Origin of the sequence: Massilia orientalis, from assembly GCF_030411975.2 — a bacterium.
In the GTDB taxonomy this organism is placed as follows: Bacteria; Pseudomonadota; Gammaproteobacteria; order Burkholderiales; family Burkholderiaceae_D; genus Telluria; species Telluria orientalis.
Window position 1 is genome coordinate 430,259 of sequence record NZ_JASNRB020000001.1, and the last position, 24,338, is coordinate 454,596.

Sequence of the window (24,338 nt, forward strand, 5' to 3'; positions counted from 1 at the left end):
GTCGTTCATGGCTAATCCTGCATCAAAAGGCGGCACGCTTCCTCGAACTGCCCTTCCGTCTCCCGGCACACGGCCTGCACTTGTTCCGGCAACAGGCCGAGGTTGGCCGCCGCCACGCCGGCCATGCGCCCGTTCGGATCGAGCGCGTGCACCAGCCCGTTCGCCACGTGCACGACGCCGGGAATGTCGGCCAGGTCGGCCGCGGCCGGCGCGTGGTGCCGGCCGATCGCGCGCTGGATCACGGGCGGAAACTTCCACGCCTCGGCGAGCAGCTGGCCGGCGTGCTCGTGGTCCACGCCGAGCACGCGCAGCTCCAGCGCGGACAGGCCCGTGTCGTCGTACTCGGCGATCACCCGGGCATACTGTTCGGGAAAGCTGATCGCCAGCACGAGCCGGCCGATGTCGTGCAGCAGGCCGCCGATGAAGGCGGCATCCTGGTCGAGACCCGCCTGGCGCGCGAGGCTGCGGGCGCACAGCGCGGTCGCGATCGAATGGCGCCAGAAGTGCGCGACGTCGACCCTGGGCCGGCCGGCGCCGCCGAAACGGTCGATGACGGTGCTCGCCACGGCCAGCGCCCGCGCGCTGTCGAACCCGAGCACGACGATCGCCTGCTTGACCGTTTTCACCTTGGCGGGCAGGCCGTAGAACGACGAATTCGCCAGGCGCAGGATCTTCGCGGCCAGCGCCTGGTCGCGCGACATCTTTTCCGCCAGCGTCGTCACGTCGACGTCCTCGCGCCCGAACGAACTGATCAGGTCGAGCACGATGGACGGCAGCGCCGGCAGGTCGCGCAGGCGCTGCACCACCTGGGTGAGTTCCACCGCGGTCGTCGTCATGCCGCCTCGATCACGATCAGCCAGCCCCGCGACTGGGAGCCGTTGCCCATCGGCTGCATGCGCGCATGGACACTTTGCTCGCCGAGCCGGTGTGCGAACGCGAAGCTTGCGTCGGCGGGCAACGGCTCGGGCAGGCCGGGGAACAGCTGGCGCAGCTCGCATCCCAGCACCGCGCCCTGCGTCGCGAACAGCCCGTGCGCCGCGCGGTTGGCCAGCACGACGGTGCCGGTATCGTCGCTGGCCAGCACCGGCACGGGCACGTTGTCGAGCGCCTCGTGCACGATGTCGAGGCTGATCTCGCCCTGTTCGATGTCGCTCCGCTGGCGCGCCAGCACCGATTCGAGCTGGCGGTTCACGGCCGCGAGCTTCTGGTTCGCCGTGCGCACTTCCAGCGTGAGCAGGCGGTTTTCGTTGGCCATCGCGCCGTATGCGACCGCTTCCTGGATGTGGCTGCGCAGCTGCTCGTCGTCCCAGGGCTTGGTGAGGAATTTGTAGATCGCGCCGCCGTTCACCGCGTCCGTCACCGTCTGCAGCTCGGTGTAGCCGGACAGCACGATACGCACCGTGTCCGGGTACAGCTGGCGCACCTTGCGCAGGAACTCGACGCCGGTCATCTCGGGCATGCGCTGGTCGGACACGATCAGGTCGACGGTATGTTCTTCCAGCAGCTTCAGGCCTTCGCTGCCGCTGTTCGCGGTCAGGATGCGGTAGCCGTCGCCGCGCAGCAGGCGCCGCAGCGACGACACGATGCTCGGCTCGTCGTCGACGAGCAGCAGCGTGGGCTGCGTGCGGTTGAAGCGCAGCAGGCGCGGCGCCAGGCCGGGGCCCGTCTGCAGCAGCGCGGTCAGCGCGTCGAACGGCACCGGCGCGGAGACGAAATCGCCCTGCACCGCATCGCACATGTGACGCGCCAGGAAGTCGCACTGCCCTTCGCGCTCGACGCCGTCGGCGACGACGCGCATGCCGAGGCTGTGCCCCATCGTGACGATCGCATCCACGACCGCCGCCGCGCCGTCCCCGTCGGGCACGCGCGCGATGAAGGAGCCGTCGATCTTGAGGACGTCGATCGGCAGGCGCTGCACGTTGACGAGGCTCGACGAGCCGGTACCGAAGCCGTCGAGGCACAGCCGGATGCCCTTGTCGCGCAAGGCGTGCAGGCAGTCGGCCAGCCGGTCGATGTCGTCCGCCAGCAGGTTCTCCGCCAGTTCCAGGTCGAGGCAGGTCGGCGGGACGCCCGCGGCCGCGAGCGCGGGCAGGATGGTCCCCTCCAGGTCGCACATCGAGAACTGGCGCGCCGACAGGTTGACGGCCACGCGCAGCGCCGTGTGGCCGTGCGCGCGCCACTGTGCCGCGTGCGCGGCCGCGTGGCGCAGCACCCAGTCGGCCAGCGCGCCGCCCAGGCCGCACTCCTCGGCCACGCCGAGCAGGGTGGCGGCCGGCACCGCGGCGCCGTCGTGGTCCAGGCAGACCGACGCTTCCACGGCGCAGATCGTGCCGCTGACGAGGTCGACCCGCGGCCGGTAGCGCAGCGACAGGCCGTCGCCCGCGAGCGCCTCGCGCAGCGCGAAGCCGAGCCGCAGCCGGTCGAGGCCACCGTCGCCGGGCAGCGTCTCGTCCCAGCGCTGGGTGCCGGCGCCCGCTTCCTGCGCGCACGCGAGGGCGCGGTCGGCGGCCAGCAGCAAGTCTTCCGCCGTCCCTCCGCTCAGGGGGAACACGGCACCGCCCACGCAGCAGGTCACGTACACACTGTGTTCGGCGTGTTCGAACGGTGCTGCGACGGTACGAACGATCGCGTCGATGCGCGCCGTCACCTGCGGCTGCTGCGTCCCTTCCAGCAGCAACAGGAATTTGTCGGCACCGTCGCGCGCGACCGTCACGTCCGGCCCGGCGGCGCGCTCGATGCGCCGCGCGATCTCGACCAGCATGCGCTCGCCGCCCTCGTGGCCGACCAGCGCATGGACCCGCTTGAACAGGTCGAGCTGCAGCGCCGCCACCTGCACCGGACGCTGGGCCCGCGCGGCGCGGCGCAGCGCGTGTTCGAGGCGGTCGCGGAACAGCGCGTGGTTCGGCAAGCCCGTGAGCATGTCGTGCGTCAGGCTGAATTGCAGGTCGCGCTGGGACACCGTCTCCATCGTCACGTCGCTGCCCAGGATCAGCAGGCCGGCGCCGCCCTGCGCCGCGCTGTGCGGCACGGGTTGCGCCACGAAGTCGACGTAGCGCTGCTGCAGCGCGCCGCCGGGACCGGGCAGCTGCACCGGCCAGGCACGGTGCACGACCGGTTCGCCGGTGGTCAGCGCCGCTTTCAACAGTGCCGCGACGCCCTGCTCCGCGACCTCCGGCAGTGCTTCGCCCATCGGCAGGCCGATCAGGTCGGCCCGCCCCACCAGCTGTTTGTACGCGTCGTTCGCATGGGCGAACACGAGGTCGGGACCGACGAGGAAGGCGGCGAAGCCGGGCGCATGTTCGAGCCATTCGAGCGCGACATAGCCCTCAGGGCAAGGCGGCGTCGGCGCCGCCCTGGGCGCGGGAAGATGTGAGGTGGCTGCATTCATGGCAGTTTGACAAAACTCGATCGGCTTGAGAGGAATCAAGCCTTATGTCGAGAATATAGAACATTGCCGCACGGAATGTTCACATATTTGCGGAAACTGTGTCCCTGCGAATACAGTCTGGACGCCCTGGCAACGCTACACCGTACGCGAATACTGCATCCTTTGCAACGGCACGGCGGCCGGCTTGCCGAAATAATCATCGAACACCATGCAGATGTTCCGCACCAGCAGGCGGCCCTTCGGCGTGACGTCGACGCGGTCCGGCGTCACGGCCAGCAGGCCGTCGCGCGCCAGGTCGGCCAGCCGCGCCAGCTCGGGCGCGAAGCGCGCGGCGACGTCGACGTTCCAGCTTGCCGCGAGGTCGCGCAGGTCGAGCGCGAAGTCGCACATCAGCTTCTGGATCACCTCGCGCCGTAGCAGGTCGTCGCCCGACAGCGCCAGCCCGCGCGCCACGGGCAGCTCGCCCCGGTCGATGCGCGTGTAATACCGCTCGAGCGATTTCTCGTTCTGCGCATACGTGCCGTTCACGGCGCTGATGGCGGACACGCCGCAGGCGACCATGTCGATGTCCGCGTGCGTCGAATAGCCCTGGAAATTGCGGTGCAGGGTGCCGTCGCGCTGCGCGCGCGCGAGTTCGTCGTCCGGCCTTGCGAAATGGTCCATGCCGATGTACACGTAACCCGCGGCGCCGAGCCGCTCGATGCACAGGCCCAGCATCGCCAGCTTCGTCGCGCCGTCCGGGAGGTCCTCGTCGCGGATCAGCTTCTGCGACTTGAACAGCTGCGGCATGTGCGCATAGTTGTAGACCGAGATGCGGTCCGGCGCCGCGGCGACGACCTTGTCGAGCGTGGCCGCCATCGTCGTCACGTTCTGCAGCGGCAGGCCGTAGATCAGGTCGATGCTGATGGAGCGGAAGCCGGCCTCGCGCGCGGCGGCGATGGCGTCGCGCGTCAGCGCTTCCGGCTGGATGCGGTTGACGGCGCGCTGCACGTCCTCGTCGAAGTCCTGCACGCCCAGCGACAGGCGATTGAAGCCCTGCCTGCGCAACGTGCGGATGCGGGCGGCGTCCACGGTGCGCGGGTCGATCTCGATCGAGAACTCGCCCGCGTCGTCGGACGCGAACGTGTAGCGGCTGCGCAAATGGCCCAGCAGGTCGCCCATCTGGGCGTCGCTGAGGTAAGTCGGCGTGCCGCCGCCGAAATGCAGCTGCTCGACGACGGCGCCGTCCGCGAACAGCGCGGCCTGCATGTCGATCTCGCGCAGCAGGTAGCCCAGGTACTTCACCGCCTTGCCGCGGTCGTGCGTGATGATCTTGTTGCACGCGCAGTAGTAGCACAGCGATTCGCAGAACGGGATGTGCACGTACAGCGACAGCGGCTTGCCCGGCCGCGCAGCGGCGGCAAACTCGCCGGCGCCGAACGCCGGGGTAAATCGGTCCGCGGTGGGATACGACGTGTAGCGCGGACCGCGCTGGGTCATGCGCGCGATCAGGTCGGCGTCGAATTCGATGGTGGGATGCATGGTCACTCCGGTTCAGCCTTCGCGGCCGTCGATGCGGGCGGCCGTCAGGTAAGGCACATAGACCGCCAGGTAGGCGAGGAAGGCGGCGCTCCAGCACGCGGTGGCGAGCACCAGGCCGATGTCGCGCCAGGCCGGCACGACGCCGGCGGCGAAGCGCAGCACGACGGCCGCCTGCACCAGCACGAACATCGCGGTCTCGCCGCGGCCGGCCTTCAAGGGACGGCCCGTGTGGCCCAGCGCCGTGCGGGTGATCATGCCCATGATCAGGCCGGCGAGCGCGCCGACCGTCAGCACGTGCAGCGCGGCGCTCCCCGTGACGACGCCGTACTGCGCCAGCGCCAGCAGCAGGAAGCCGAACGGGATCCAGAAGTACGACATGTGCAGGATCCACAACAGCGGGTTGCGCCACGTGCGCCACGGCTGCCAGCCGAGCAGGCGCACGGCCTGGCCGACGGCGGCGAACAGCGCGAGGCTGGCCGTCGCGGGCGCCGGCAGGCCGGCGATCCACGCGAGGCCCGCCAGCACGGTCAGCACCAGCGCCCATTTGTCGCGGCGCGCATCCTGCACGGGCTGGCTGCCCGGCGCGCCGTTGCGCGTGAACATGGGGATCACGCGGCCGCCGATCACGATCTCGATCACGATGATCAGGAGGATCGCGGCGTGCACGGGCGCCAGGGGATCGGCGTGGATCCAGCCCAGCGCAGCCGCGTGGTAGCACACGTTCGCCAGGGTGAGCAGCGCGAGCAGGCCGACGAGGAACATGTTGCGCATGTTGCCCGACCGCTTCAGCACGCGGAACAGCGGCCACGCCGCGACCGGCAGGAACGCGGCGTCCACCAGGGCGCCGACGACGGGCGGCGCGGCCAGCATCGCGATCCGCCCCGCCACCCACACGGCGGCGATGGCGGCAAGGGCCTTGCCGCGCGGGGTCCACAGCTTCGTCCAGGCGTAGCCGGCGGTGTACAGGAAGCCGACGACGACGGCCAGCGCGAAGCCGAACACCATCTCGTGCATGTGCCACAGCATGTCGATGCGCACGGGCAGGCGCACGCCCGCCTGCGCCGCGATCCACAGCGGCACGGCGAGGGCGCCGAACGCGGCGGCCAGCAGGTAGAACGGGCGGAAGCCGAGGGCGAACAACGGCGCGCCGCGGCCGGGCGCCGGCCGGGCTTCTTCGATGGTCATGAGGGCCATGGCGGCCTCCTTTTTAAAGTGGTATCCCGGCTACATGTTATGAGCCGCCGGGGCGCCGGACAATCGGCCAAAGTGACTAGTCCGCCGTGCCGATGGGCGTGTCCCGCGCGGTTTCCTAAACTGGGTCAAGCATTTCAAATAAAGCTGCATTTGCGATGCAACTATTGCGGTGTTTCGCCGCACAATGCGGTCCAGGCGCCCCGCTGCGCCACCGATCAATCACAGTGAAGGAACACAAGCCATGCACGCTACACGCAGACTCTGGACCTGGCTGGCGATCATCTGCGTACTCTCCTTCGGCACGCTCTTGTTCGTGGGCCGGGAGATCTACCTGAAGGCCCCGCCGATCCCCCGACAAGTCCTCGACCAACAAGGCCACGTCATCTGGACGGGCGACCAGATCACCCGGGGCCAGCAGGCCTGGCTCGCCGCCGGCGGCCAGCAACTGGGCACCGTATGGGGCCACGGCAGCTACGTCGCCCCCGACTGGTCGGCCGACTGGCTGCACCGCGAAGCCGTCGCCCTGCAGGACGAACTCGCGAAGCGCGGCCACGGCAAGCCGTACGCGCAGCTGGACGCCGCCGCACGGGGCGGCATCGACGCCCTGGTCAAGGAGGGCCTGCGCCGCAACACGTACGACGCCGCCACCGGCACCCTGACCTTGAGCACCGAGCGCACCGCCGCCATCGCGGCCGTCGCCAGCCATTACGCGGGCCTGTTCGGCACCGATACTAAGCTCGACAAGCTGCGCGAGCAGTACGCGATGAGCGCCGGCTCCCTGCCCGCCGCGGACGACCGCACCGCGCTGACCGGCTTCTTCTTCTGGTCGTCCTGGGCGGCCGCCACCGACCGTCCGGGCGAAACCGCGCTGTCGTACACGAGCAACTGGCCGCACGAGCCCCTCGTCGGCAACACCCCGACGGCCGGCGCCGGCATCTGGTCGGTCGCCAGCATCATCGTCATGATCGGCGCCATCGCCGGCATGGTGTTCTTCCACTCCGCGCAGCCGGAAGAAGCCGATCCGAAGCCGCCCAAGGACGACCCTCTGTTCAAGCTGAAGGCCACGCCGTCGATGAAGGCCACGCGCAAGTACTTCGCCGTCGTCGTCGCGCTCATCCTCGCCCAGGTGGGCATGGGCGTGATCACCGCGCACTATTCCGTCGAAGGCCACAGCTTCTTCGGCTTCCCGCTCGGCGACATCCTGCCGTTCACGATCAGCCGCACGATCCACACCCAGTTCGCCGTGCTGTGGATCGCCACCGCGTGGCTCGCGACGGGCCTGTACATCGCGCCCGCCATCTCCGGCCATGAGCCGAAGTTCCAGGCGCTGGGCGTGAACGTGCTGTTCTACGCGCTGCTGTTCATCGTCGCCGGTTCGACCGCGTGCGGCTGGCTCGGCACGCTGCAGCACCGCGGCGTCGACTTCAGCTTCTGGCTCGGCAACCAGGGCCTGGAATTCACCAGCATGGGCCGCGTGTGGCAATACCTGCTGTTCGTCGGCCTGCTGTTCTGGGCCTTCCTGCTCGGCCGCGGCCTGTGGCCCGCGCTGCGCCGCCCGTCGGAAAGCCGCGGCCTGATCGCCATGGTGTTCCTCGCGGCCGTGTGCATCGGCGGCTTCTACGCCACGTCGCTGACCTGGGGCCAGCATACGCACTACGCCATGGTCGAGTACTGGAGGTGGTGGCTCGTGCACCTGTGGGTCGAAGGCTTCTTCGAAGTGTTCGCCACGGCCGTCATCGCCCTGCTGTTCACCCGCCTGGGCCTGATCCGCGCGGCCAGCGCCAACGCCGCCATCGTGCTGGAGACCATCGTGTTCCTGTTCGGCGGCATCCTCGGCACCCTGCACCACCTGTATTTCACCGGCACCCCGACCGCCGTGATCGCGATCGGCGCCATGTTCTCGGCTCTCGAAGTGGTGCCGCTGTCGATGATCGGCATCGAAGCCTACCGCAACTACCAGCGCATGAAGGCCGCGCCGTGGGTGGCGAGCTACCGCTGGGCGATCCTGTGCTTCATCGCCGTCGGCTTCTGGAACACGGTGGGCGCGGGCCTGCTGGGCTTCTCGATCAACACCCCGATCGCGCTGTACTACATGCAGGGCCTGAACATGACGGCCGCCCACGGCCACGCCGCGCTGTTCGGCGTGTACGGCATGCTGGGCGTGGGCCTGATGCTGTTCTGCCTGCGCGGCCTGACGGACCGCCTGGCCTGGTCGGACGCCCTCCTCAAGCCGATGTTCTGGCTGCTGAACATCGGCCTCGCGATGATGGTGTTCATGGCGCTCGTCCCGGCCGGCATCTACCAGGCCTGGGCCAGCATCTCGAAGGGCATGTGGTTCGCGCGCTCGCCGGAAGTCATCCACTCCCCGTTCATGGAGAACATGGTGTGGCTGCGCGTGCCGGGCGACATCGTGTTCGCGCTGGGCACCCTGTTCCTCGCGCTGTTCGTGCTGCGGGTGATGCGCCGTCCGGCCCGCCCGGCCACGGTCCCGGTGGAAGTGCCGATCGAGATCGCCGGCCGGCCCGCCGCCAAGGCCCGCGTTTCCACCAAGGCCTGAACCCACGGGCACCGGAGCGGACATGCGTCTCACCGAACATACCGACTATGCCCTGCGCGTCCTGATGTACCTGGGCGCCAACCGCGGTCGCCTCGCCACCACCGGCGAGGTGGCCGCCCTGCACGGGATCTCGCATCATCACCTGACGAAGATCGTGAACGAGCTGGGACATGCCGGGTTCGTGGAGACCGTGCGGGGCCGCTGCGGCGGCATCCGCCTCGCCCGCGCGCCCGCGGACATCACCGTGGGCGACGTCGTGCGCCACACCGAGCCCGATTTCAACCTCGTCGCCTGCCTGGACGGCCGCGCCCGCGCGTGCCCGCTCGCGCCGGCGTGCGTGCTGAAAGGGGCGCTGTGCCGCGCGACGGCCTGTTTTCTCGAGTCGCTGGACGGCATTGCGCTGTCCAGCCTCATCGCACCATCATGAACGATCTTCTCGACCTGCGGGCCCTGCCCGCACCCGAACCCATGGAGCGCGTGCTCGACGCGCTCGATTCCCTCGCCGACGGCGCGCGGCTGCGCGTGCTGCTGGCGCGCGAACCGCACCCGCTGTACGGCATCCTCGCGCGCACCGGCTACAACTGGCAATCCGAGTGGCAGGACGACGGCTGCCTCGTGACCATCGCGCGGAACGCCTGATGCGGCGCGCCGTCGACACCACCCGCCTCCCGCCGCCCGCCGTGCCGCTCGCGTTCCTGCTCGCGGCGCCGTGGTTCGGGGTGGCGGCGGGCGGCGTCGTCGCGTGGCATGGCGCGGCCGTGTTCGCGTCGCGCTGGTCCGCGCCGGCGCTCGCCGCCGTTCACCTCGTCACACTGGGCTTCCTGACGATGACGATGGCCGGCTCGCTGCTGCAGATGGTGCCCGCCGTGGCCGGCCTGCCGCTGCGCGGGACGTCCCGCCTCGCCGTCTGGAGCTGCCCGCTGCTGGGTGCCGGCGCGGCGCTGCTCGCGGCCGCGTTCCTGTCCGGGCATGCGCTGCTGTTCGCGCTGGCGGGCGCCGTGCTGCTGGCGGCGTTCGGCGCGCTGCTGGCTTGCCTGCTGCCCTCGCTATGGCAACGGACCCGCGCCGCGGCGGCCACCGCCCACATCGCCGGCGGCATGCGCGCGGCCGTCGCGGCGCTGTTGGCGTGCGTCGTGGCCGGCCTGCTCCTTGCAAGCTGGCTCGCGGGCGGCCCGGCCGTCCCCGTGCTGCCGCTGGTCGACACCCACGCGGCGCTGGGCCTGGCCGGCTGGGTGGTGCCGCTCGTGATGGCCGTGTCGTTCCAGGTGATCCCGATGTTCCAGGCGACCGACCCGTTTCCGCCGCTCGCCGCGCGCGCGCTCGTGCCGCTCGTGCTGCTCGCATTGGCCGGATGGGTCGCGGGCCGCTGGCTGGACGCGCCCTGGCGCGCCGTGCCCGCGCTGGCCGGCGCCGCGCTCGTCACGGCCTATGCCGGCCTCGCCGCTTCCCTGCTGCTGCGGCGCGAACGCACGCGCACGGCGGCCGGCACGCCGTACTGGCTGCTGTCGCTGGCGGCGCTGGCGGGCGCCGCATGGCTGTTCGCGTGGCCGGGCGGCGCGGCGGACGTCCTCGTCGGCGCCTGTTTCCTCGCGGGCTGCGCGATGTCCGCCGTGAACGGCATGCTGTACCGGATCGTCCCGTTCCTCGTGTGGCACCACCTGCGCGCCCGCCTGCCGCCGCACGTTCCGGCGCCGAAGTTCGCGGAACTCATCGCCCCCGGCCGCCTGCGCACGCAATGCCGCTGGCACGCCGCGGCCGTCGCGATGCTGCTCGCCGCGTGCGCGCTGCCACCCCTGGCGTCAGCCGCCGGCCTGTTGCTCGCCGTGGCCTGCCTGCGACTGGGGCTCGACCTCGCGGCGCCCGTGCTGCGCCACCGCCACAGCCTCGCGCCTTGACCTGCGCGCCCAGCCCAGCATGCCGAGGCCCAGCGCGAACACCGCCGCCATGCCGGGTTCCGGCACCTCGCCCGCCGGCGGCGCCTGCAGGACGAACGACAGGTTGTCCGCATAGCCGTCGTTGTCGCCCGAGACGAGCCGCTCCATCGACAGCCAGAACGACAGCTTGCGGGTGCCCGTCGGCACGAAGCCATCGGTCTCGCGGTACATCAGGCCGGTCTGGTCATTGCGGTCCTGCGGCGTGACGGGGCCGAGCACCGAGTTCCCGACTTCGTTGTCGAATTCGTCGAGGAACTGCACATAGAACAGCGCGTTGTCGCCCTGGTCCTGCCAGCCGCCGAGCCAGCCGGTCAGCGAATAGGCGATCGTGCCGGACGTCGCGGTGCCGAAGTCCAGCGTCTGCCAGCCGACGGCATACTGGCCGAACCCGGCGAACATCTTGTTGCCGCGGTCCGCCGGCCCCGGTTGCGTGGGCAGCACCCAGTTGCTGCCGTAGTCCACGGACTGGAACGCGCTGTAGCCCGCGTAGCCGGTCCAGCCGGCGAGGCCGGCTTCGGCATCGCCGTTGACGACGAGGTTGCTGCCGTAGACGACGGCGGCCTGGCTGTTGCACGCCGCGGCGAGCAGCGCGGCGGCCATGAGGAAGCGAACATGCATGGAAGTCTCCTGATCAAACGATACGATACTGGTCGAGTTGCGCCGCGCCCCGCATCGCCGGGTCGCTGATCGACGGCAGGCCGTTTTCCAGGTGGCCGGCGAAGCGCCGCAGCCAGCCCGGCATGCCGTCGACGCGCGCCGCGTAGTCGTACCAGTTGGCGGTCTGCGCCAGCGACAGCCGCAGCGTGCTGCGCGAGCGCGCGGGCACGCGCACGTCGGGGATCCGCATCGTCGTGTACTTGTTGGCGACGAGCTGGAAGGTGCATGGCTGGCCGCCGTTGTTGACGAAGTCGACGACGAGCTCTCCGGCCCGGCGGTCGGCGCGCACGACCACTTCCGGCAACGGGGCGTCCGCGGCGCGGCGCACGTCGCCCGCGATGTGGCGGTGGAAGCCGTTCGGCCCCAGCACCCACAGGTCGTAGGCGGCGCCCGTGGTCCAGCGGCCCGTCAGCTGCTTGCCCGCTTCGACCGTGTAGCGGCGCGGGATCTGGTCCAGCGCGCGGCGGTCGTACACGTGGAACACGGCACCGGCTTCGCCCGCGTTCTCGAACGCGAGGTCGACCAGGCCGCCGGTCGCGGACACCTGCGCCTGTACCTGCAGTTCGTACGGCAGCGCGCGGGCCGGACGCACGCCGGCCGCCTGCACCGGTGCCGACAGGGCCGTCGGGGTCGCCGGGACCTTGGTGCTGCCGAGGCTCAGCGCCAGCGCGCGCCGCGCGGCCGTATCGGGCAAGGCGACCGCGCTGTCGTTCGGGTTCACGAAATCGAAGCAGGACAGCAGGTTGCCGCTGACGGCACGGCGCCATGGGCTGATGAGCGGCTCGCGCACGCCGAAGCGCGCCTCGATGAAGCGGACGATCGACGAGTGGTCGAACACCTGGGAATTGACCCAGCCGCCCTTGGTCCACGGCGAGATGACGTACAGCGGCACGCGCGGGCCCAGGCCGTACGGGCGGTGCAAGGTGCGCGCGTCGGCGCCGTTGAGGATGTGGTGGTATTCGCCGGTCGTGTCGACGGTCGACGCGCCCGCGAGCCGGGCCTGCGCCGGATCGGGGCTGTACGTCGTGTACGACGGGACGGCCGGCGGCGGCATGTGGTCGAAGAAGCCGTCGTTCTCGTCGAAGTTGATGATGAAGACCGTCTTGCTCCAGCTTTCCGGATTGGCCGTCAGCGCATCGAGCACGCGGGCGATGTAGTCGGCGCCGGACGCGGGGCTCGACGGCCCCGGGTGCTCGGACCCTTCCGCGGTGGCGACCACCCAGCTCACCTGCGGCAGCCGGTTGGCCAGCACGTCCGCCTTGAGCAGGTCGAGATCGCGCGTGCTCACGCCGCGGTTGCGCAGCGACGGCGAATAACCCGGGCGCTGGTACCACGCGTTGCGGAACGAACGGAAGCCGGCCAGCGAATTGTCGGTGAAGTTGTCCGCCATGTTCTGGTAGACCTGCCAGCTGATCCCGGCCGCTTCCAGGCGCTCCGGATACGTCGGCCAGCGGTAGTCGGTGTTCGGGTCCGGATTGAAGTCGTCGTGGCTGTTGTCGGTCGACGGGCCGCCCGCGGCGCCCAGCGGGTCGTTATGGCCGGTGAACAGGAACAGGCGATTCGTGTTGGTGCCGGTCTGGGTCGCGCAGTGATAGTGGTCGCAGATCGTGAAGGCGCGGGCCAGCGCGAACTGGAACGGCACGTCGGCCTCGGCGTAATGGCCCAGCGAATGGTTCTGCTTCACGGTACACCAGTCGTTCATGCGGCCGTGGTCCCATGCCAGCTGCGCATCCAGCCACGCGTGCGGCGTGCCGGCCACGCGCATGACCGGGAAGTCCTGCACGGTATTCAGGCGGAACGGCGCGATGGCGCGGCTCTGCGGCCAGTTGGGCCGGCCGGGCACCGGCGCGCCGCCGACCGTCTGCTGCACGAAGACCGTCTTGCGGTTGAAGAGGTTCTGCCGGTCCATCACGGGAATCGGGAACGGATCGCCGAATCCCCGCACGCCTTCCAGCGTGCCGAAATAATGGTCGAAGCTGCGGTTCTCCTGCGTCAGCACGACGATGTGCTCGACGTCCTGCAGGCTGCGGGTGCGCTGGTTGGCCGGCAGGGCCAGCGCTTTCTGGATCGCGGGCGGGAAGGAAGCGAGGACGGCACTGGCGCCGCCGGCCTGGGCCAGCGTGCGGAGGAAGCCGCGGCGGCTCATGCGTGCACCATGACGACGGGGAACGCGAGATCAGAAAGTTGCATTTGACTCATCCAGGTTGATTATCAGAAATGACGGATTTGATGCTCAGCGAGGCTTTAGCCTAGGCAACAATCATGAAATGTTGATGACAAATTAATCTTTCTCAAAACGTCCGGTTGTTTCGTCAATTGAAGCCCCCATACGGGCAGTTTGACCTGCATCAATGACGATGCGGCAACCGGAGGTCTATCGTGCAGCCATGAACGTCATCGCCTCCCGCTGGCTCTGCTGCCTCCTGTTCGTCCTCGTCCCCGCACTCGCCGCCGCCGTCCAGGACACGCCGCGCGGCCCCATCGACGCGCGCGCGCTGACGGCACGGCTGTTTGCCGGCGCTGCGCCACCGCCCGCCTGGCTGGACGACGGCGGCGCCCGTGCACGCGAAGCCGTGCGCCTGCTGCGCGACGCCTCCGCGCACGGGCTCGACCCGGCGCGCTACGACGCCGACCGACTGGCCACGCGGCTCGCTGCCGGCGCGGACGACGTGGCCGCCCTCGCGCTGGAACGGGACATCGGCACCGCCATGCTCCAGTACCTGGCCGACCTGCACTTCGGCCGCGTCGCCTCCGGCTACCGTCTGCCGTCCGACGACGCCTTCGACCCCGTGGAGCACCTGCGCCAGGCGCTGCGCACCGGCCGCCTGGCGGAAGCGGTGGACACGGCGTCGCCACAGTTCCCGATGGTGCGCCGGGTCGAGGCCACGCTGGCCCGCTACCGCGCCCTCGCCGCCGCCAGCCCGCATTGGCCGGACCTGCCGCCGCTGCCGGCGAAGCGGATCGAACCGGGCATGCGGTATGCCGGCACGGCCCTCGTGCGCGAGCGTCTGCGCCTGGTCGGCGACCTGGATGCCGATACGCCCGCCGGCGACGTCTACACGCCCGAACTGGCGGTCGCCGTGCGCCGCTTCCAGGCGCGCCACGGCCTCGCGCAGGACGGCGTGCTGGGCGCGGGCACGCTGGCCGCGCTGGCGGTGCCGCCGGACCGCCGCGTGACGCAGCTGGAACTGACCCTGGAACGCCTGCGCTGGCTGCCGCGTCCGCCGCAAGGCCGTGTCGTCGTCGTGGACGTGCCGGCCTATCGCCTGTGGGCATTCGACGGCCGCGATCCGGCCGGGCAACTCCTCGAAATGCGCGTGATCGTGGGTGCGGCCGCGCGCACGCCCACGCCGCTGTTCATCGGCCAGATGCGCTACCTGGAATTCAATCCGTACTGGAACGTCCCGCGCAGCATCGAGAAGGCCGAGATCATCCCGAAGCTGGCACGCGATCCCGGCTACCTGGCTCGCAACGACATGGAAGCCGTATCCGCCGCCGGCCAGGTCCTGCCCGACGCCGCTGCCGCTGCCGCCCTGCGCGCGGGCACGGCGCGGGTCCGGCAGCGGCCGGGCCCGAAGAACGCGCTCGGCGCCGTCAAGTTCGCCATGCCGAACCCGATGAACATCTACCTGCACTCGACGTCGGCGCGGGAATTGTTCACCCGGTCGCGGCGCGACCTGAGCCATGGCTGCATCCGCGTCGAAGATCCGGCCGCGCTCGCGCAATTCGTACTGGCGGATCCGGCGCGCTGGGATGCCGGCGCCGTGGCCACGGCGCTGCGGCCGGGCCGCACGGTCACGGTGCCGCTGCGGGAGCCGGTCCCCGTCGTGCTGTTCTACGCGACGGCGCTCACGGACCGCGAGGGCCGCGCCCTGTTCGCCGACGATATCTACGGCCTCGACGAACAGCTGGTGCAGGCACTGCGCGCTGATTAACCATATTGCAAGATTTTGATCTAGATCAACGATCTGAATTCGATCAAACCGGTAAGGTGGGTGCATGGACAAATTCAACCCACCAGCCACCGACCCCTGGGCGGATATCGAACCTCCCACCATGACCGACCGGATGCTGCACGCCGCGCTTGGCCGCATGACGTTCGGCATCTCGCCCGCCGCGCTGGCGCTCGCGTGGATGGACTGGAGCCTGCACCTGGCGCAGTCGCCCGGCAAATGGGCCCGGCTGTGCGACAAGGCCTTGCGCAAGGCGGGCCGCTTCGGCGACTACGCCGCGCGCGCGGCAGCCGGACCGGCGGCACCCTGCATCCAGCCGCTGCCGCAGGACCACCGCTTCGACGGCGCCGCGTGGCAGCAGTGGCCGTTCAACGTGATCCAGCAGGGCTTCCTGCTCAACCAGCAGTGGTGGCACAACGTCACCACCGGCATCGGCGGCGTCGCGCCGCACCACGAACAGGTCGTGTCGTTCGTCGCGCGCCAGCTGCTCGACATGATGTCGCCCGTGAACTTCGTCGCGACGAACCCGGAGGTACTGCAGGCCACGGCGCAACAGGGCGGCATGAATGTCGCGAAAGGCTTGGCGCATGTCGCGGACGACTGGTGGCGCCTGCTGACGGACCGCCCGCCGGCCGGCGCCGACGACTTCGTGCCGGGCCGCCAGGTAGCCGCCACGCCGGGCCGCGTCGTCCTGCGCAACCGGTTGATGGAACTGATCCAGTACGCGCCCGCGACGGCGGACGTGCATGCGGAACCCGTGCTGATCGTGCCCGCGTGGATCATGAAGTACTACATCCTCGACCTGTCGCCGCACAACTCGCTAGTGAACTACCTCGTCGGCCGCGGCCACACGGTCTTCATGATCTCGTGGCACAACCCGGGCGAGGCCGACCGCGACCTGGGCATGGACGACTACCTGCGCCTGGGCGTGCTGGCCGCGCTCGACGCCGTCAACGCCATCGTCCCCGACCGGCGCGTGAACGCCGCCGGCTACTGCCTGGGCGGCACCCTGCTCGCGATCGCCGCCGCGTACCTGGCGGGCCGGCGCGACGCGCGCCTGCAATCGCTCACCCTGTTCGCCGCCCAGACCGACTTCACGGAGCCGGGCGAGCTGTCGCTGTTCATCGACGACAGCGAACTGGATCTGTTGGAAGACATCATGTGGCGCCAGGGCTACCTGCAGACGCGCCAGATGGCGGGCGCCTTCCAGCTGCTGCGCTCCAATGACCTCGTGTGGTCGCGCATCGTCAACGACTACCTGCTCGGCCAGCGCCAGCCGATGAACGACCTGATGGCGTGGAATGCGGACGCCACGCGCATGCCGTACCGGATGCACAGCGAATACCTGCGCCGGCTGTTCCTGAAGAACGATCTGTTCGAGGGGAGGTATCGCATCGACGGCAGGCCCGTGGCACTGGCCGACATCCGCGCGCCGCTGTTCGTCGTCGCCACCGAATCGGACCACGTGGCGCCGTGGAAGTCCGTCTACAAGATCAACCTCGTCGCCGACGCCGACGTGACGTTCGTGCTCACGAGCGGCGGCCATAACGCGGGCATCGTCAGCGAACCGGGGCACCGCGGCCGGCACTACCGCCGCGCGCGCCGCAGCGATGGCGACATGTACGTGGCCCCGGACGACTGGCTGGCCGCGACACCCGCGCGCGACGGCTCGTGGTGGCCCGCCTGGGCCGACTGGCTGGAAGCCGGCAGCACGGGCCGCACCGCGCCGCCCGCGCCGGGCGCCGCGCTCGGTCCGGCACCCGGCCGCTACGTGCTGGAACGCTGAACCCTCACTGGAGAATCCCATGCAGAACGCTCTCATCGACCTGCGCGGCAAGCGCGGGCTCATTCTCGGCATCGCCAACGACCGCAGCATCGCCTGGGGCTGCGCGCGCGTCATGGCCGCGTGCGGCGCCGAACTGGCCGTGACGTATTTGGACGACGCCGCCGAGCCCCACGTGCGCCCGCTGGCCGACGCGCTGCGCTGCCCGCTCGTGCTGCCGTGCGACGTGCGCGCGCCCGGCCAGCTCGAGGCCGTGTTCGACGCGGTGCGCACCGCATGGGGCACGCTCGATTTCGTCATCCACGCGATCGCGTACGCACCGAAGGACGACCTGCAGGGACGCGTCGCCGACTGCTCGGCGGCAGGCTTCGCGCTGGCGATGGACGTGTCGTGCCACTCCTTCATCCGCTGCGCGAAACTGGCGGAGCCGCTGATGCCGCACGGCGGCTGCCTGCTGACGTTCACGTTCTACGGCGGCGAGAAGGTCGTCCCCCACTACAACCTGATGGGCCCCGTGAAGGCGGCGCTCGAAGCGTCGGTGCGCGCGCTCGCGGTGGAACTGGGCAGCCGGCGCATCCGCGTGAACGCCGTGTCACCGGGCCCGATGGGCACGCGCGCCGCGTCCGGCCTGGAACACTTCGACGAGCTCCTCGGCGACGCCTGGTCGCGCGCGCCCGAACACATGCTGGCCCGGCTGGACGACGTGGGCGCGTTCGCCGCCTTCCTGGCGAGCGACGGCGCGCGCCTCGTGACGGGCAACGTCGAATACGTCGACGCCGGCTACCACGTGCTGGGGTGAACGATGGACACGATCAGCAACCGCACGTTCGCCGAACTGAAGGTCGGCGACAGCGCGAGCCTCGCGCGCACGCTGACCCGCGCCGACATCGAACTGTTCGCCGTCATGTCGGGCGACGTCAATCCGGCCCACCTGGACGAGGAATACGCACGCGGCAGCATGTTCCATGAAGTGATCGCGCACGGCATGTGGAGCGGCGCGCTCGTCTCGACGGTGCTCGGCACCCAGCTGCCCGGTCCGGGCACGATCTACCTCGGCCAGTCGCTGCGCTTCCTGGAGCCGGTGGGCCTGGGCGACACCGTGACCGTGCTGCTCACCGTCACCCGCCTCGATCCGGACAAGCACCGGGTGACGCTCGATTGCACGGTGACGAACCAGCACGGCCAGCAGGTGGCGAGCGGCACGGCAGAGGTCATCGCGCCGACCGAGAAGGTCGCGCGGCCCCGTATCGCGCTGCCGGAAGTGCGCCTGCGCGAGCGCGGCGGCCGCTACCGCGCGCTGCTGGCGGCAGCGCAGGATGCGCCGCGCGTGCCCACGGCCGTCGTCCACCCGGTCGACACGGTGTCGCTGCTGGGCGCCGTCGAAGCGGCGCGCGCAGGCCTGATCGCACCGGTGCTCGTCGGCCCGGAAGCGAAGATCCGCCAGGCGGCCGCGCAGGCGAACGTCGACCTCGCGCCGTACCGCATCGTGCCGACGGCGCACAGCCACGCGGCCGCCGACGCCGCCGTGGCGCTGGCGCGCACGGGCGAGGTCGGCGCCATCATGAAGGGCGCGCTGCACACGGACGAATTGATGCACGCCGTCGTCGCCCGCGACACCGGCCTGCGCACGGGCCGCCGCATCAGCCACGTGTTCGCGCTGGACGTGCCCACATATGCGCGCCCGCTGCTCCTCACGGACGCCGCCATCAACATCTACCCGACGCTGGAAGACAAGCGCGACATCGTCCGCAACGCGATCGAGCTGGCGCACGCGCTGGGCATCGCCGCGCCGCGCGTGGCGATCCTGTCCGCGCTCGAGACGGTGTCCCCGAAGATCGCGTCGACCATCGAGGCGGCCGCGCTGTGCAAGATGGCGGACCGCGGCCAGATCGAGGGCGCGATCATCGACGGGCCGATGGCGTTCGACCTCGCCGTGTCGGAAGAAGCGGCGCGCACGAAAGGCTTCGTGTCGCCGGTGGCCGGCCGGGCCGACATCCTCGTCGTGCCCGACCTGGAAGCGGGCAACATGCTCGCCAAGCAGCTGGAATACCTGGCGGAGGCGCAGGTGGCCGGCATCGTGCTCGGCGCGCGCGTGCCCATCATGCTCACCAGCCGCGCGGACGGGCCGCTGGCCCGCCTCGCCTCGTGCGCGTTGGCGTCCCTGCTCGTGCGCCACTCGGCGGCCGCCGCCGTGATCGGATCGCCATGACGGACAACGCAGCCAAAGGATATGCATGCATCAACGCCGGCTCGTCCAGCATCAAGTACGCCGTGTACGTGGAACGGGGCGCGGGCCTCGTCGCGACCGCGCACGGCCAGGTGGAGGGCCACGGCCCCGCGCAACTGCGTACCATCATCGGCCAGGTCGAAAGCCATCTCGCGCCGGCCCGGCTCGCGGCCATCGGCCACCGCGTCGTCCACGGGGGGAACAACCACGCGGGACCGGCGCTCGTCACGCCGGCGCTGCTCGCCGAACTGCAGGCCCTCGCCCCGCTGGCGCCGCTGCACCAGCCGCACAACGTGGCCGGCATGGAAGCGATGGCGCGCCTGCATCCGGGCCTGCCGCAGGTCGCCTGCTTCGACACCGCGTTCCACCTCGGGAACCCGCGGGTCGCGCGCCTGTACGGCCTGCCGCGGGCATGCGCGGATGAAGGCCTGCTGCGCTACGGCTTCCACGGCCTGTCGTACACCCATGTCGCCGACAGCTTGCCCGCGATCGAACCGCGCGCCCGTGGCCGCGTCGTCGTCGCCCACCTGGGCAGCGGCGCAAGCATGTGCGCCATGGTCGGGGGCCGGAGCGTCGCGACGTCAATGGGCTTTTCCGCGCTGGACGGCCTGCCGATGGCCACGCGCTGCGGCGCCCTCGACCCCGGCCTCGTGCTGCACCTGCTGCGCGCAAAACGGATGACGCCAGACGCGCTGGAACGCCTGCTGTACCGCGACAGCGGCCTGCTGGGCCTCTCCGGCATCAGCGGCGACATGCGCACCCTGCTCGCGAGCCCGGACCCGGCCGCGCGCGAGGCGGTCGACGTGTTCGTGTACCGCATCGCGCGCGAACTCGGGTCCCTGGCCGCGGCGGCGAGTGGCCTCGACGTGCTCGTGTTCACGGGCGGCATCGGCGAACACGCGGCGGACATCCGCGCCCGCGTATGCGCGCAGGCGGCGTGGCTGGGCGTGCGCCTCGACGCGGACGCCAATGCGACCCACGGCCCGCGCCTGCACGCGCCGGACAGCGCCGTCGCCGTGTGGGCGCTGCCGGCCGACGAGGAAGCCGTGATCGCGCGCGAGACGAAACAGGTCGCGGACGCTTATCCCTCGTAGGCGCGCAATCCGTTCGCGTCGAGGATCGCGATGTCGCGCCCGTCCACGCGCACGAGTTCGCGCCGCGTGAGATCGTTCAGCACGCGCGAAAAATACTCGGGCGTGATGTTCAGGCGCGACGCGACGAGGCGCTTGCTGACGGACAGCCGCACCGTCGCGCCGGATTCGGGCGCATCCTTCAGCAGATAGCCGACGACGCGCTGGCCGCCCGTGTGCAGGGTGTACGCCTCCACATCGGCGACGAGGCCGTGCAGGCGCCGGCTCATCCCGGCCAGCATGCGCCGGGCGAATGCCGCGCTCTGTTCCAGCTCGGCGAAGATGGCTTCCTTGCGGACGTGCAGCAGCAGGCAGTCTTCCAGCGCGGTCGCGGTCACGAAGTACGGCTTCTCCATGAACATGACCGCTTCGCCGAACGTCTTGCCGGGGCCGAGGATCTCGATGACCTTTTCCTGACCCTGCGGCGAGATGAAGGCCAGCTTGACCTGGCCGTACAGGATCGAGTGAAATCCCTCGCACGGGTCGCCCCGCTCGACGATGGTGCGGCCGCGGTCGACGTGCTGCTCGGTGGCGGCCGCGCCGACGGCGCGCAGTTCGTCCTCGCCGAGGTCGGAAAACAGCGGCAGGCGGCGCAGGAAGGTGCAGGGATCGATGGTGGCCACGGTCGCGGGATGTCATGAAATGGTCGGGATGCCGCCATTCTCGCGCGTACGACGGCCGTGCGGGATAGTCCGGAAGAACTAGGCGGCGTCCTCCATCGTGCCGACTTACGCGCGCGGAGAAGCCGCCTACAATCGGACCATCCTCCCCTTTGTCACGGATTCCCCATGCAGCTCTCGAATTTTTCCGATTTCCTCGCCGCCGCGCGCGCCCAGCCCGAGGCGCAGCGCCTGCTGTTCGTGTTCGCGGTCGCCGAACTGCCCCAGACGCACACGCCGGGCCAGGCGCGCCGCTTCGAGGAAGGCCGCGGCGGCGCATTGGCGCCCGTGATGTGCGTCGACAAGGGTCTCGACGAGCTGGCGGATTTCGGTGCGCTGGCCGCCGAGTCGCGCGCGACGGGCCAGCCGTGGGACATGGTGTTCGTCGCGGCGCTGGCAGGCGAACAGCAGGCGGCCGGCGTCGACCGCGGCCTCAAGATGATGATCGACGCCGTGCACCGCGGCGCCATCGAACGGTTCCTCGCGTTCGACACGGAAGGCGACGCCGTGCGATTTGCTTGAACCCGGATTTACTTATCCTCGTTCAAGGCGCCGCGGGCGGCGCGTGACTAAGCTTCCTGCGTTACCGTTCACCCGCCCGCCATGACCTCTCCCTCCCTCGAACTCGTTTGTCCCGCCGGCAGCCTGCCGGCCCTCAAGGCCGCCATCGACCATGGCGCCGACTGCGTCTACCTCGGCTTTCGCGACGCGACCAACGCGCGCAACTTCGCCGGCCTGAACTTCTCCGAAGACGCCATCGCCGAAGGCATCCGCTATGCCCACGACCGCAACCGCAAGGTGTTCCTTGCCCTGAACACCTATCCGCAGCCGGGCGGCGACGGTCCCTGGCGGCGCGCGCTCGACCGCGCCGCCACGCATGGCATCGATGCCGTTATCCTCGCCGACCCGGGCCTGATGGAATACGCGGCGCGCGTGCATCCCCAGTTGCGGCTGCACCTGTCCGTGCAGGGCTCGGCGACGAACATCGACGCCATCGCCTTCTACCACCGCCACTTCGGCATCGCGCGTGCCGTGCTGCCGCGCGTGCTGTCGCTGGCCCAGGCGGAAAAAGTCATCGAGCACTCGCCCGTCGAGATCGAAGTGTTCGGCTTCGGCAGCCTGTGCGTGATGGCCGAGGGCCGCTGCCAGCTGTCGTCGTACGCCACCGGGGAATCACCCAACACGCACGGCGTGTGCTCGCCCGCGAAGGCCGTGCGCTGGACGCGGACGCCACGCGCGCTTGAGGCGCGCCTGTACGACGTCCTCATCGACCGCTACGGCGACGGCGAGCAGGCCGGCTACCCCACGCTGTGCAAGGGCCGCTTCGACGTGGACGGCGAGACGTATTACGCGATCGAGGAGCCGGCGAGCCTGAACACGCTCGAGATCCTGCCGAAGCTCGCGGCGGTGGGCGCGCGCGCCGTCAAGATCGAAGGCCGCCAGCGCAGCCCCGCGTACGTGGCCCAGGTCACGAAGGTGTGGCGCGCCGCGATCGACGCCTGCCTCGCGGAACACGGCCGCTACACGGTCCGGCGCGAGTGGATGACGAGCCTGGACAAAGTCGCCGAAGGCAGCCAGCACACGCTGGGTGCCTACCACCGCCCCTGGAAATGACCCCGTACCGAAAGACCATCATGAAGATTGCCCTCGGGCCCCTGCAATACTACTGGCCGCGCGATACCGTGTTCGCGTTCTACGATGCGCTCGCGGAGACACCCGTCGACATCGTCTACCTCGGCGAAACCGTCTGCTCGCGCCGGCACGAGCTGCGTCCTTCCGACTGGCTCACGCTGGCCGAACGGCTGGCCGGCGCCGGCAAGGAAGTCGTGCTGTCGACCCAGGTACTGATCGAATCGCCATCCGACCTGAGTACCCTGCGCCGCGTCGCCGGCAACGGCCGCTTCCTCGTCGAGGCCAACGACATGGGCGCCGTGCACTGCGTCGACGGCCGCCCGTTCGTCGCCGGCCCCCACCTGAACGTGTACAACCCGGCCACGCTGGCCGTGCTCGCCCGCGCCGGCGCCGTGCGCTGGGTCGCGCCGCTGGAGATGCCGTCGACCAGCCTCGCCGCCATGCAGTCCGCCTTGCCTGCCGGCGTGGAGACCGAGGTGTTCGCCTACGGCCGCATGCCGCTCGCGTTTTCCGCCCGCTGCTTCACGGCGCGGCACCGCAACCTGCCCAAGGACGATTGCCGCTTCAGCTGCCTGGACCATCCGGACGGCCTCGTGCTGAACACGCAGGAAGGCAAGCCGTTCCTCGTCCTGAACGGCATCCAGACGCAGTCGGCGAAGGTGTACAACCTCGTCGACGCGCTGCCCGCCATGCGCGCGCTGGGCGTGGGCGCCGTCCGATTGAGCCCGCAGTCGGCCCACATGGCGGACATCGTCGCCAGCGTGCACGGCGTGCTGACGGGCGCCCTGACCGGGGCCGCGGCGCGCGCGCAGATGGGCGCGTGGATGCCGGGGGCCGCCTGCAACGGCTTCTGGCACGGCCGTCCCGGCCTCGAGGAGGTGGCCGCATGAACGCGTCCCCCTACCGCCTGCCGGCGCCCGTCCGCCACGTCCTGTCCCGGTTGCCCGGCCGGCCCGGCGCGTGGCTGTTCGCGGCGGGCCTGAACGCGGGCCTGAAACCGCACCTGGACGACGACTCGCGCGCGCAGCTGCTGCGCAAGCGGCTGCGCCTGGCCGTGCTGGACGCGGGCGTCACTTTCGACGTCGCGTGGAACGGGCGCTCGTTCGCGGCCGTGACGTCGAAAACGGCACCGGACGTCGTCATCGGCGCGACCCTGTACGACCTGGGCCTGCTCGCCACGCGCCGCGAAGATCCCGACACGCTGTTCTTCAGCCGCCGCCTCGTGATGGAAGGCGACACGGAGCTGGGTCTGCTCATCAAGAATACGCTGGACGCCATCGACCGTTGACAGGAGAACCTCATGGGCCGTGATCGCACCGTTTTCCCCCTCGTCTATTCCTGCTCCGGCTGTTCCAGCGCGGCGCAGATGGCCAACCACATCGCCCTGGAGCTCGACCGGGAGGAAGTCGCCGAAATGTCCTGCATCGCCGGCGTGGGCGGCGACGTGCCGTCGCTCGTCAAGCTGGCGAAATCCGGGCGGCCCGTCGTCGCGATCGACGGCTGTCCGCTCGAATGCGCGCGCCACTGCCTCGCGCGCCACGGCGTGACGCCGGACCTGCATTTCCAGCTGGCCGAACACGGCGTGCGCAAGCGCTACCACATGCAGTTCGACCCGGCCGAAGCGGCCGCCGTCGCGCGCGAGGTGGCGGACGACGTGGCCCTGCTGGCGGCGGAACGCCGAATGCTTCAACCAGTTTAAGGCG

Annotated in this window: 20 protein-coding genes and 1 pseudogene; 14 read left to right on the top strand and 7 right to left on the bottom strand. The window is 70.3% G+C overall.

What is annotated here, in order from left to right; all coding sequences use genetic code 11:
• Positions 1-11 precede the first annotated feature (11 nt).
• The 4 genes from QPK29_RS01780 to QPK29_RS01795 all read right to left on the bottom strand — a co-directional run bounded on the left by QPK29_RS01780 (position 12) and on the right by QPK29_RS01795 (position 6,103).
• A complete protein-coding gene (locus QPK29_RS01780; protein ID WP_056125033.1) occupies positions 12-836 on the bottom strand; it encodes an HDOD domain-containing protein in 825 nt (274 codons plus the stop codon).
• A complete protein-coding gene (locus QPK29_RS01785; RefSeq protein WP_371769455.1) occupies positions 833-3,388 on the bottom strand; it encodes an EAL domain-containing protein in 2,556 nt (851 codons plus the stop codon). Before QPK29_RS01785 ends, QPK29_RS01780 begins: the two co-directional genes overlap by 4 nt.
• Before the next feature lie 135 nt (positions 3,389-3,523).
• The gene (hemN, locus tag QPK29_RS01790; RefSeq protein ID WP_371769456.1) at positions 3,524-4,909 is read right to left on the bottom strand and encodes an oxygen-independent coproporphyrinogen III oxidase; all 1,386 of its coding nucleotides are present in this window, start codon (positions 4,907-4,909) and stop codon (positions 3,524-3,526) included.
• 12 nt (positions 4,910-4,921) lie between these two features.
• Positions 4,922-6,103, bottom strand: a complete 1,182-nt coding sequence (locus QPK29_RS01795) for an NnrS family protein (RefSeq protein ID WP_371769457.1) — start codon at positions 6,101-6,103, stop codon at positions 4,922-4,924.
• 241 nt (positions 6,104-6,344) lie between these two features.
• On the opposite strand from QPK29_RS01795, the gene QPK29_RS01800 reads away from it, so the two are divergent.
• Genes QPK29_RS01800 through QPK29_RS01815 form a run of 4 tightly spaced genes read left to right on the top strand, consistent with a single transcriptional unit; the run spans position 6,345 to position 10,555 of the window.
• The gene (locus tag QPK29_RS01800) at positions 6,345-8,660 is read left to right on the top strand and encodes a nitric-oxide reductase large subunit (RefSeq protein WP_371769458.1); all 2,316 of its coding nucleotides are present in this window, start codon (positions 6,345-6,347) and stop codon (positions 8,658-8,660) included.
• Positions 8,661-8,682: 22 nt separating this feature from the next.
• Complete coding sequence (locus QPK29_RS01805; protein WP_056125049.1) at positions 8,683-9,087, top strand: Rrf2 family transcriptional regulator; 405 nt, start codon at positions 8,683-8,685, stop codon at positions 9,085-9,087.
• Positions 9,084-9,299, top strand: coding sequence for a DUF2249 domain-containing protein (locus QPK29_RS01810; RefSeq protein ID WP_371769459.1), 216 nt, complete (start codon positions 9,084-9,086; stop codon positions 9,297-9,299). Before QPK29_RS01805 ends, QPK29_RS01810 begins: the two co-directional genes overlap by 4 nt.
• Positions 9,299-10,555: a hypothetical protein gene (locus QPK29_RS01815; protein WP_371769460.1), complete on the top strand. Its 1,257-nt coding sequence runs from the start codon at positions 9,299-9,301 to the stop codon at positions 10,553-10,555. Before QPK29_RS01810 ends, QPK29_RS01815 begins: the two co-directional genes overlap by 1 nt.
• Here the strand turns inward: QPK29_RS01815 and QPK29_RS01820 are convergent.
• Both QPK29_RS01820 and QPK29_RS01825 read right to left on the bottom strand, forming a co-directional pair.
• Positions 10,460-11,212: a PEP-CTERM sorting domain-containing protein gene (locus QPK29_RS01820; protein WP_200948886.1), complete on the bottom strand. Its 753-nt coding sequence runs from the start codon at positions 11,210-11,212 to the stop codon at positions 10,460-10,462. The genes QPK29_RS01815 and QPK29_RS01820 overlap by 96 nt on opposite strands.
• Positions 11,213-11,225: 13 nt before the next feature.
• The gene (locus QPK29_RS01825; RefSeq protein ID WP_371769461.1) at positions 11,226-13,397 is read right to left on the bottom strand and encodes a phosphocholine-specific phospholipase C; all 2,172 of its coding nucleotides are present in this window, start codon (positions 13,395-13,397) and stop codon (positions 11,226-11,228) included.
• Positions 13,398-13,638: 241 nt separating this feature from the next.
• On the opposite strand from QPK29_RS01825, the gene QPK29_RS01830 reads away from it, so the two are divergent.
• The 5 genes from QPK29_RS01830 (at position 13,639) to QPK29_RS01850 (ending at position 20,308) form a co-directional block, all read left to right on the top strand.
• A complete protein-coding gene (locus QPK29_RS01830) occupies positions 13,639-15,186 on the top strand; it encodes a L,D-transpeptidase family protein (RefSeq protein ID WP_371769462.1) in 1,548 nt (515 codons plus the stop codon).
• A 64-nt stretch (positions 15,187-15,250) separates the two neighbouring features.
• Complete coding sequence (locus QPK29_RS01835; protein ID WP_371769463.1) at positions 15,251-16,990, top strand: PHA/PHB synthase family protein; 1,740 nt, start codon at positions 15,251-15,253, stop codon at positions 16,988-16,990.
• A gap of 34 nt (positions 16,991-17,024) precedes the next feature.
• On the top strand, positions 17,025-17,786 hold the full coding sequence (fabI, locus tag QPK29_RS01840) for an enoyl-ACP reductase FabI (RefSeq protein ID WP_371769508.1): 762 nt from the start codon (positions 17,025-17,027) through the stop codon (positions 17,784-17,786).
• 3 nt (positions 17,787-17,789) lie between these two features.
• On the top strand, positions 17,790-19,196 hold the full coding sequence (locus tag QPK29_RS01845) for a bifunctional enoyl-CoA hydratase/phosphate acetyltransferase (protein ID WP_371769464.1): 1,407 nt from the start codon (positions 17,790-17,792) through the stop codon (positions 19,194-19,196).
• Positions 19,193-20,308 (top strand): acetate/propionate family kinase, encoded by a 1,116-nt coding sequence (locus QPK29_RS01850; protein WP_371769465.1) that lies wholly within the window; start codon positions 19,193-19,195, stop codon positions 20,306-20,308. The genes QPK29_RS01845 and QPK29_RS01850 overlap by 4 nt, the downstream gene beginning before the upstream one ends.
• Here the strand turns inward: QPK29_RS01850 and QPK29_RS01855 are convergent.
• Entirely contained in the window at positions 20,296-20,967 is a 672-nt protein-coding gene (locus QPK29_RS01855) for a Crp/Fnr family transcriptional regulator (RefSeq protein WP_056125072.1), read from the bottom strand. The genes QPK29_RS01850 and QPK29_RS01855 overlap by 13 nt on opposite strands.
• 165 nt (positions 20,968-21,132) lie before the next feature.
• Here QPK29_RS01855 and QPK29_RS01860 point away from each other — a divergent pair, with 165 nt between their 5' ends.
• From QPK29_RS01860 to QPK29_RS01880, 5 genes and pseudogenes are all read left to right on the top strand, one after another.
• Positions 21,133-21,525: a hypothetical protein gene (locus QPK29_RS01860; protein ID WP_056125074.1), complete on the top strand. Its 393-nt coding sequence runs from the start codon at positions 21,133-21,135 to the stop codon at positions 21,523-21,525.
• An 81-nt stretch (positions 21,526-21,606) separates the two neighbouring features.
• Positions 21,607-22,617, top strand: coding sequence for a ubiquinone anaerobic biosynthesis protein UbiU (gene ubiU, locus QPK29_RS01865; protein ID WP_371766688.1), 1,011 nt, complete (start codon positions 21,607-21,609; stop codon positions 22,615-22,617).
• 20 nt (positions 22,618-22,637) lie between these two features.
• Positions 22,638-23,525 carry a ubiquinone anaerobic biosynthesis protein UbiV gene (gene ubiV / locus QPK29_RS01870; RefSeq protein ID WP_371769466.1) on the top strand — a complete coding sequence of 296 codons (888 nt, stop codon included), beginning with the start codon at positions 22,638-22,640 and terminating at the stop codon, positions 23,523-23,525.
• Positions 23,522-23,917: pseudogene (ubiT, locus tag QPK29_RS01875) on the top strand (ubiquinone anaerobic biosynthesis accessory factor UbiT); the annotation flags it as partial. The gene ubiV and the pseudogene ubiT, both read left to right, overlap by 4 nt.
• A gap of 18 nt (positions 23,918-23,935) precedes the next feature.
• Positions 23,936-24,334, top strand: a complete 399-nt coding sequence (locus QPK29_RS01880; protein WP_056125082.1) for a putative zinc-binding protein — start codon at positions 23,936-23,938, stop codon at positions 24,332-24,334.
• Positions 24,335-24,338: the final 4 nt, after the last annotated feature.

Coding starts and splice junctions, on each gene's coding strand:
- QPK29_RS01845 (WP_371769464.1), top strand. CDS start 17,790: ATGGACACGATCAGCAACCGCACGTTCGCCGAACTGAAGGTCGGCGAC.
- QPK29_RS01830 (WP_371769462.1), top strand. CDS start 13,639: ATGAACGTCATCGCCTCCCGCTGGCTCTGCTGCCTCCTGTTCGTCCTC.
- hemN (WP_371769456.1), bottom strand. CDS start 4,909: ATGCATCCCACCATCGAATTCGACGCCGACCTGATCGCGCGCATGACC.
- QPK29_RS01825 (WP_371769461.1), bottom strand. CDS start 13,397: ATGAGCCGCCGCGGCTTCCTCCGCACGCTGGCCCAGGCCGGCGGCGCC.
- QPK29_RS01785 (WP_371769455.1), bottom strand. CDS start 3,388: ATGAATGCAGCCACCTCACATCTTCCCGCGCCCAGGGCGGCGCCGACG.
- QPK29_RS01805 (WP_056125049.1), top strand. CDS start 8,683: ATGCGTCTCACCGAACATACCGACTATGCCCTGCGCGTCCTGATGTAC.
- QPK29_RS01815 (WP_371769460.1), top strand. CDS start 9,299: ATGCGGCGCGCCGTCGACACCACCCGCCTCCCGCCGCCCGCCGTGCCG.
- ubiU (WP_371766688.1), top strand. CDS start 21,607: ATGACCTCTCCCTCCCTCGAACTCGTTTGTCCCGCCGGCAGCCTGCCG.
- QPK29_RS01800 (WP_371769458.1), top strand. CDS start 6,345: ATGCACGCTACACGCAGACTCTGGACCTGGCTGGCGATCATCTGCGTA.
- QPK29_RS01810 (WP_371769459.1), top strand. CDS start 9,084: ATGAACGATCTTCTCGACCTGCGGGCCCTGCCCGCACCCGAACCCATG.
- QPK29_RS01850 (WP_371769465.1), top strand. CDS start 19,193: ATGACGGACAACGCAGCCAAAGGATATGCATGCATCAACGCCGGCTCG.
- QPK29_RS01780 (WP_056125033.1), bottom strand. CDS start 836: ATGACGACGACCGCGGTGGAACTCACCCAGGTGGTGCAGCGCCTGCGC.
- QPK29_RS01795 (WP_371769457.1), bottom strand. CDS start 6,103: ATGGCCCTCATGACCATCGAAGAAGCCCGGCCGGCGCCCGGCCGCGGC.
- QPK29_RS01880 (WP_056125082.1), top strand. CDS start 23,936: ATGGGCCGTGATCGCACCGTTTTCCCCCTCGTCTATTCCTGCTCCGGC.
- QPK29_RS01860 (WP_056125074.1), top strand. CDS start 21,133: ATGCAGCTCTCGAATTTTTCCGATTTCCTCGCCGCCGCGCGCGCCCAG.
- ubiV (WP_371769466.1), top strand. CDS start 22,638: ATGAAGATTGCCCTCGGGCCCCTGCAATACTACTGGCCGCGCGATACC.
- QPK29_RS01820 (WP_200948886.1), bottom strand. CDS start 11,212: ATGCATGTTCGCTTCCTCATGGCCGCCGCGCTGCTCGCCGCGGCGTGC.
- QPK29_RS01835 (WP_371769463.1), top strand. CDS start 15,251: ATGGACAAATTCAACCCACCAGCCACCGACCCCTGGGCGGATATCGAA.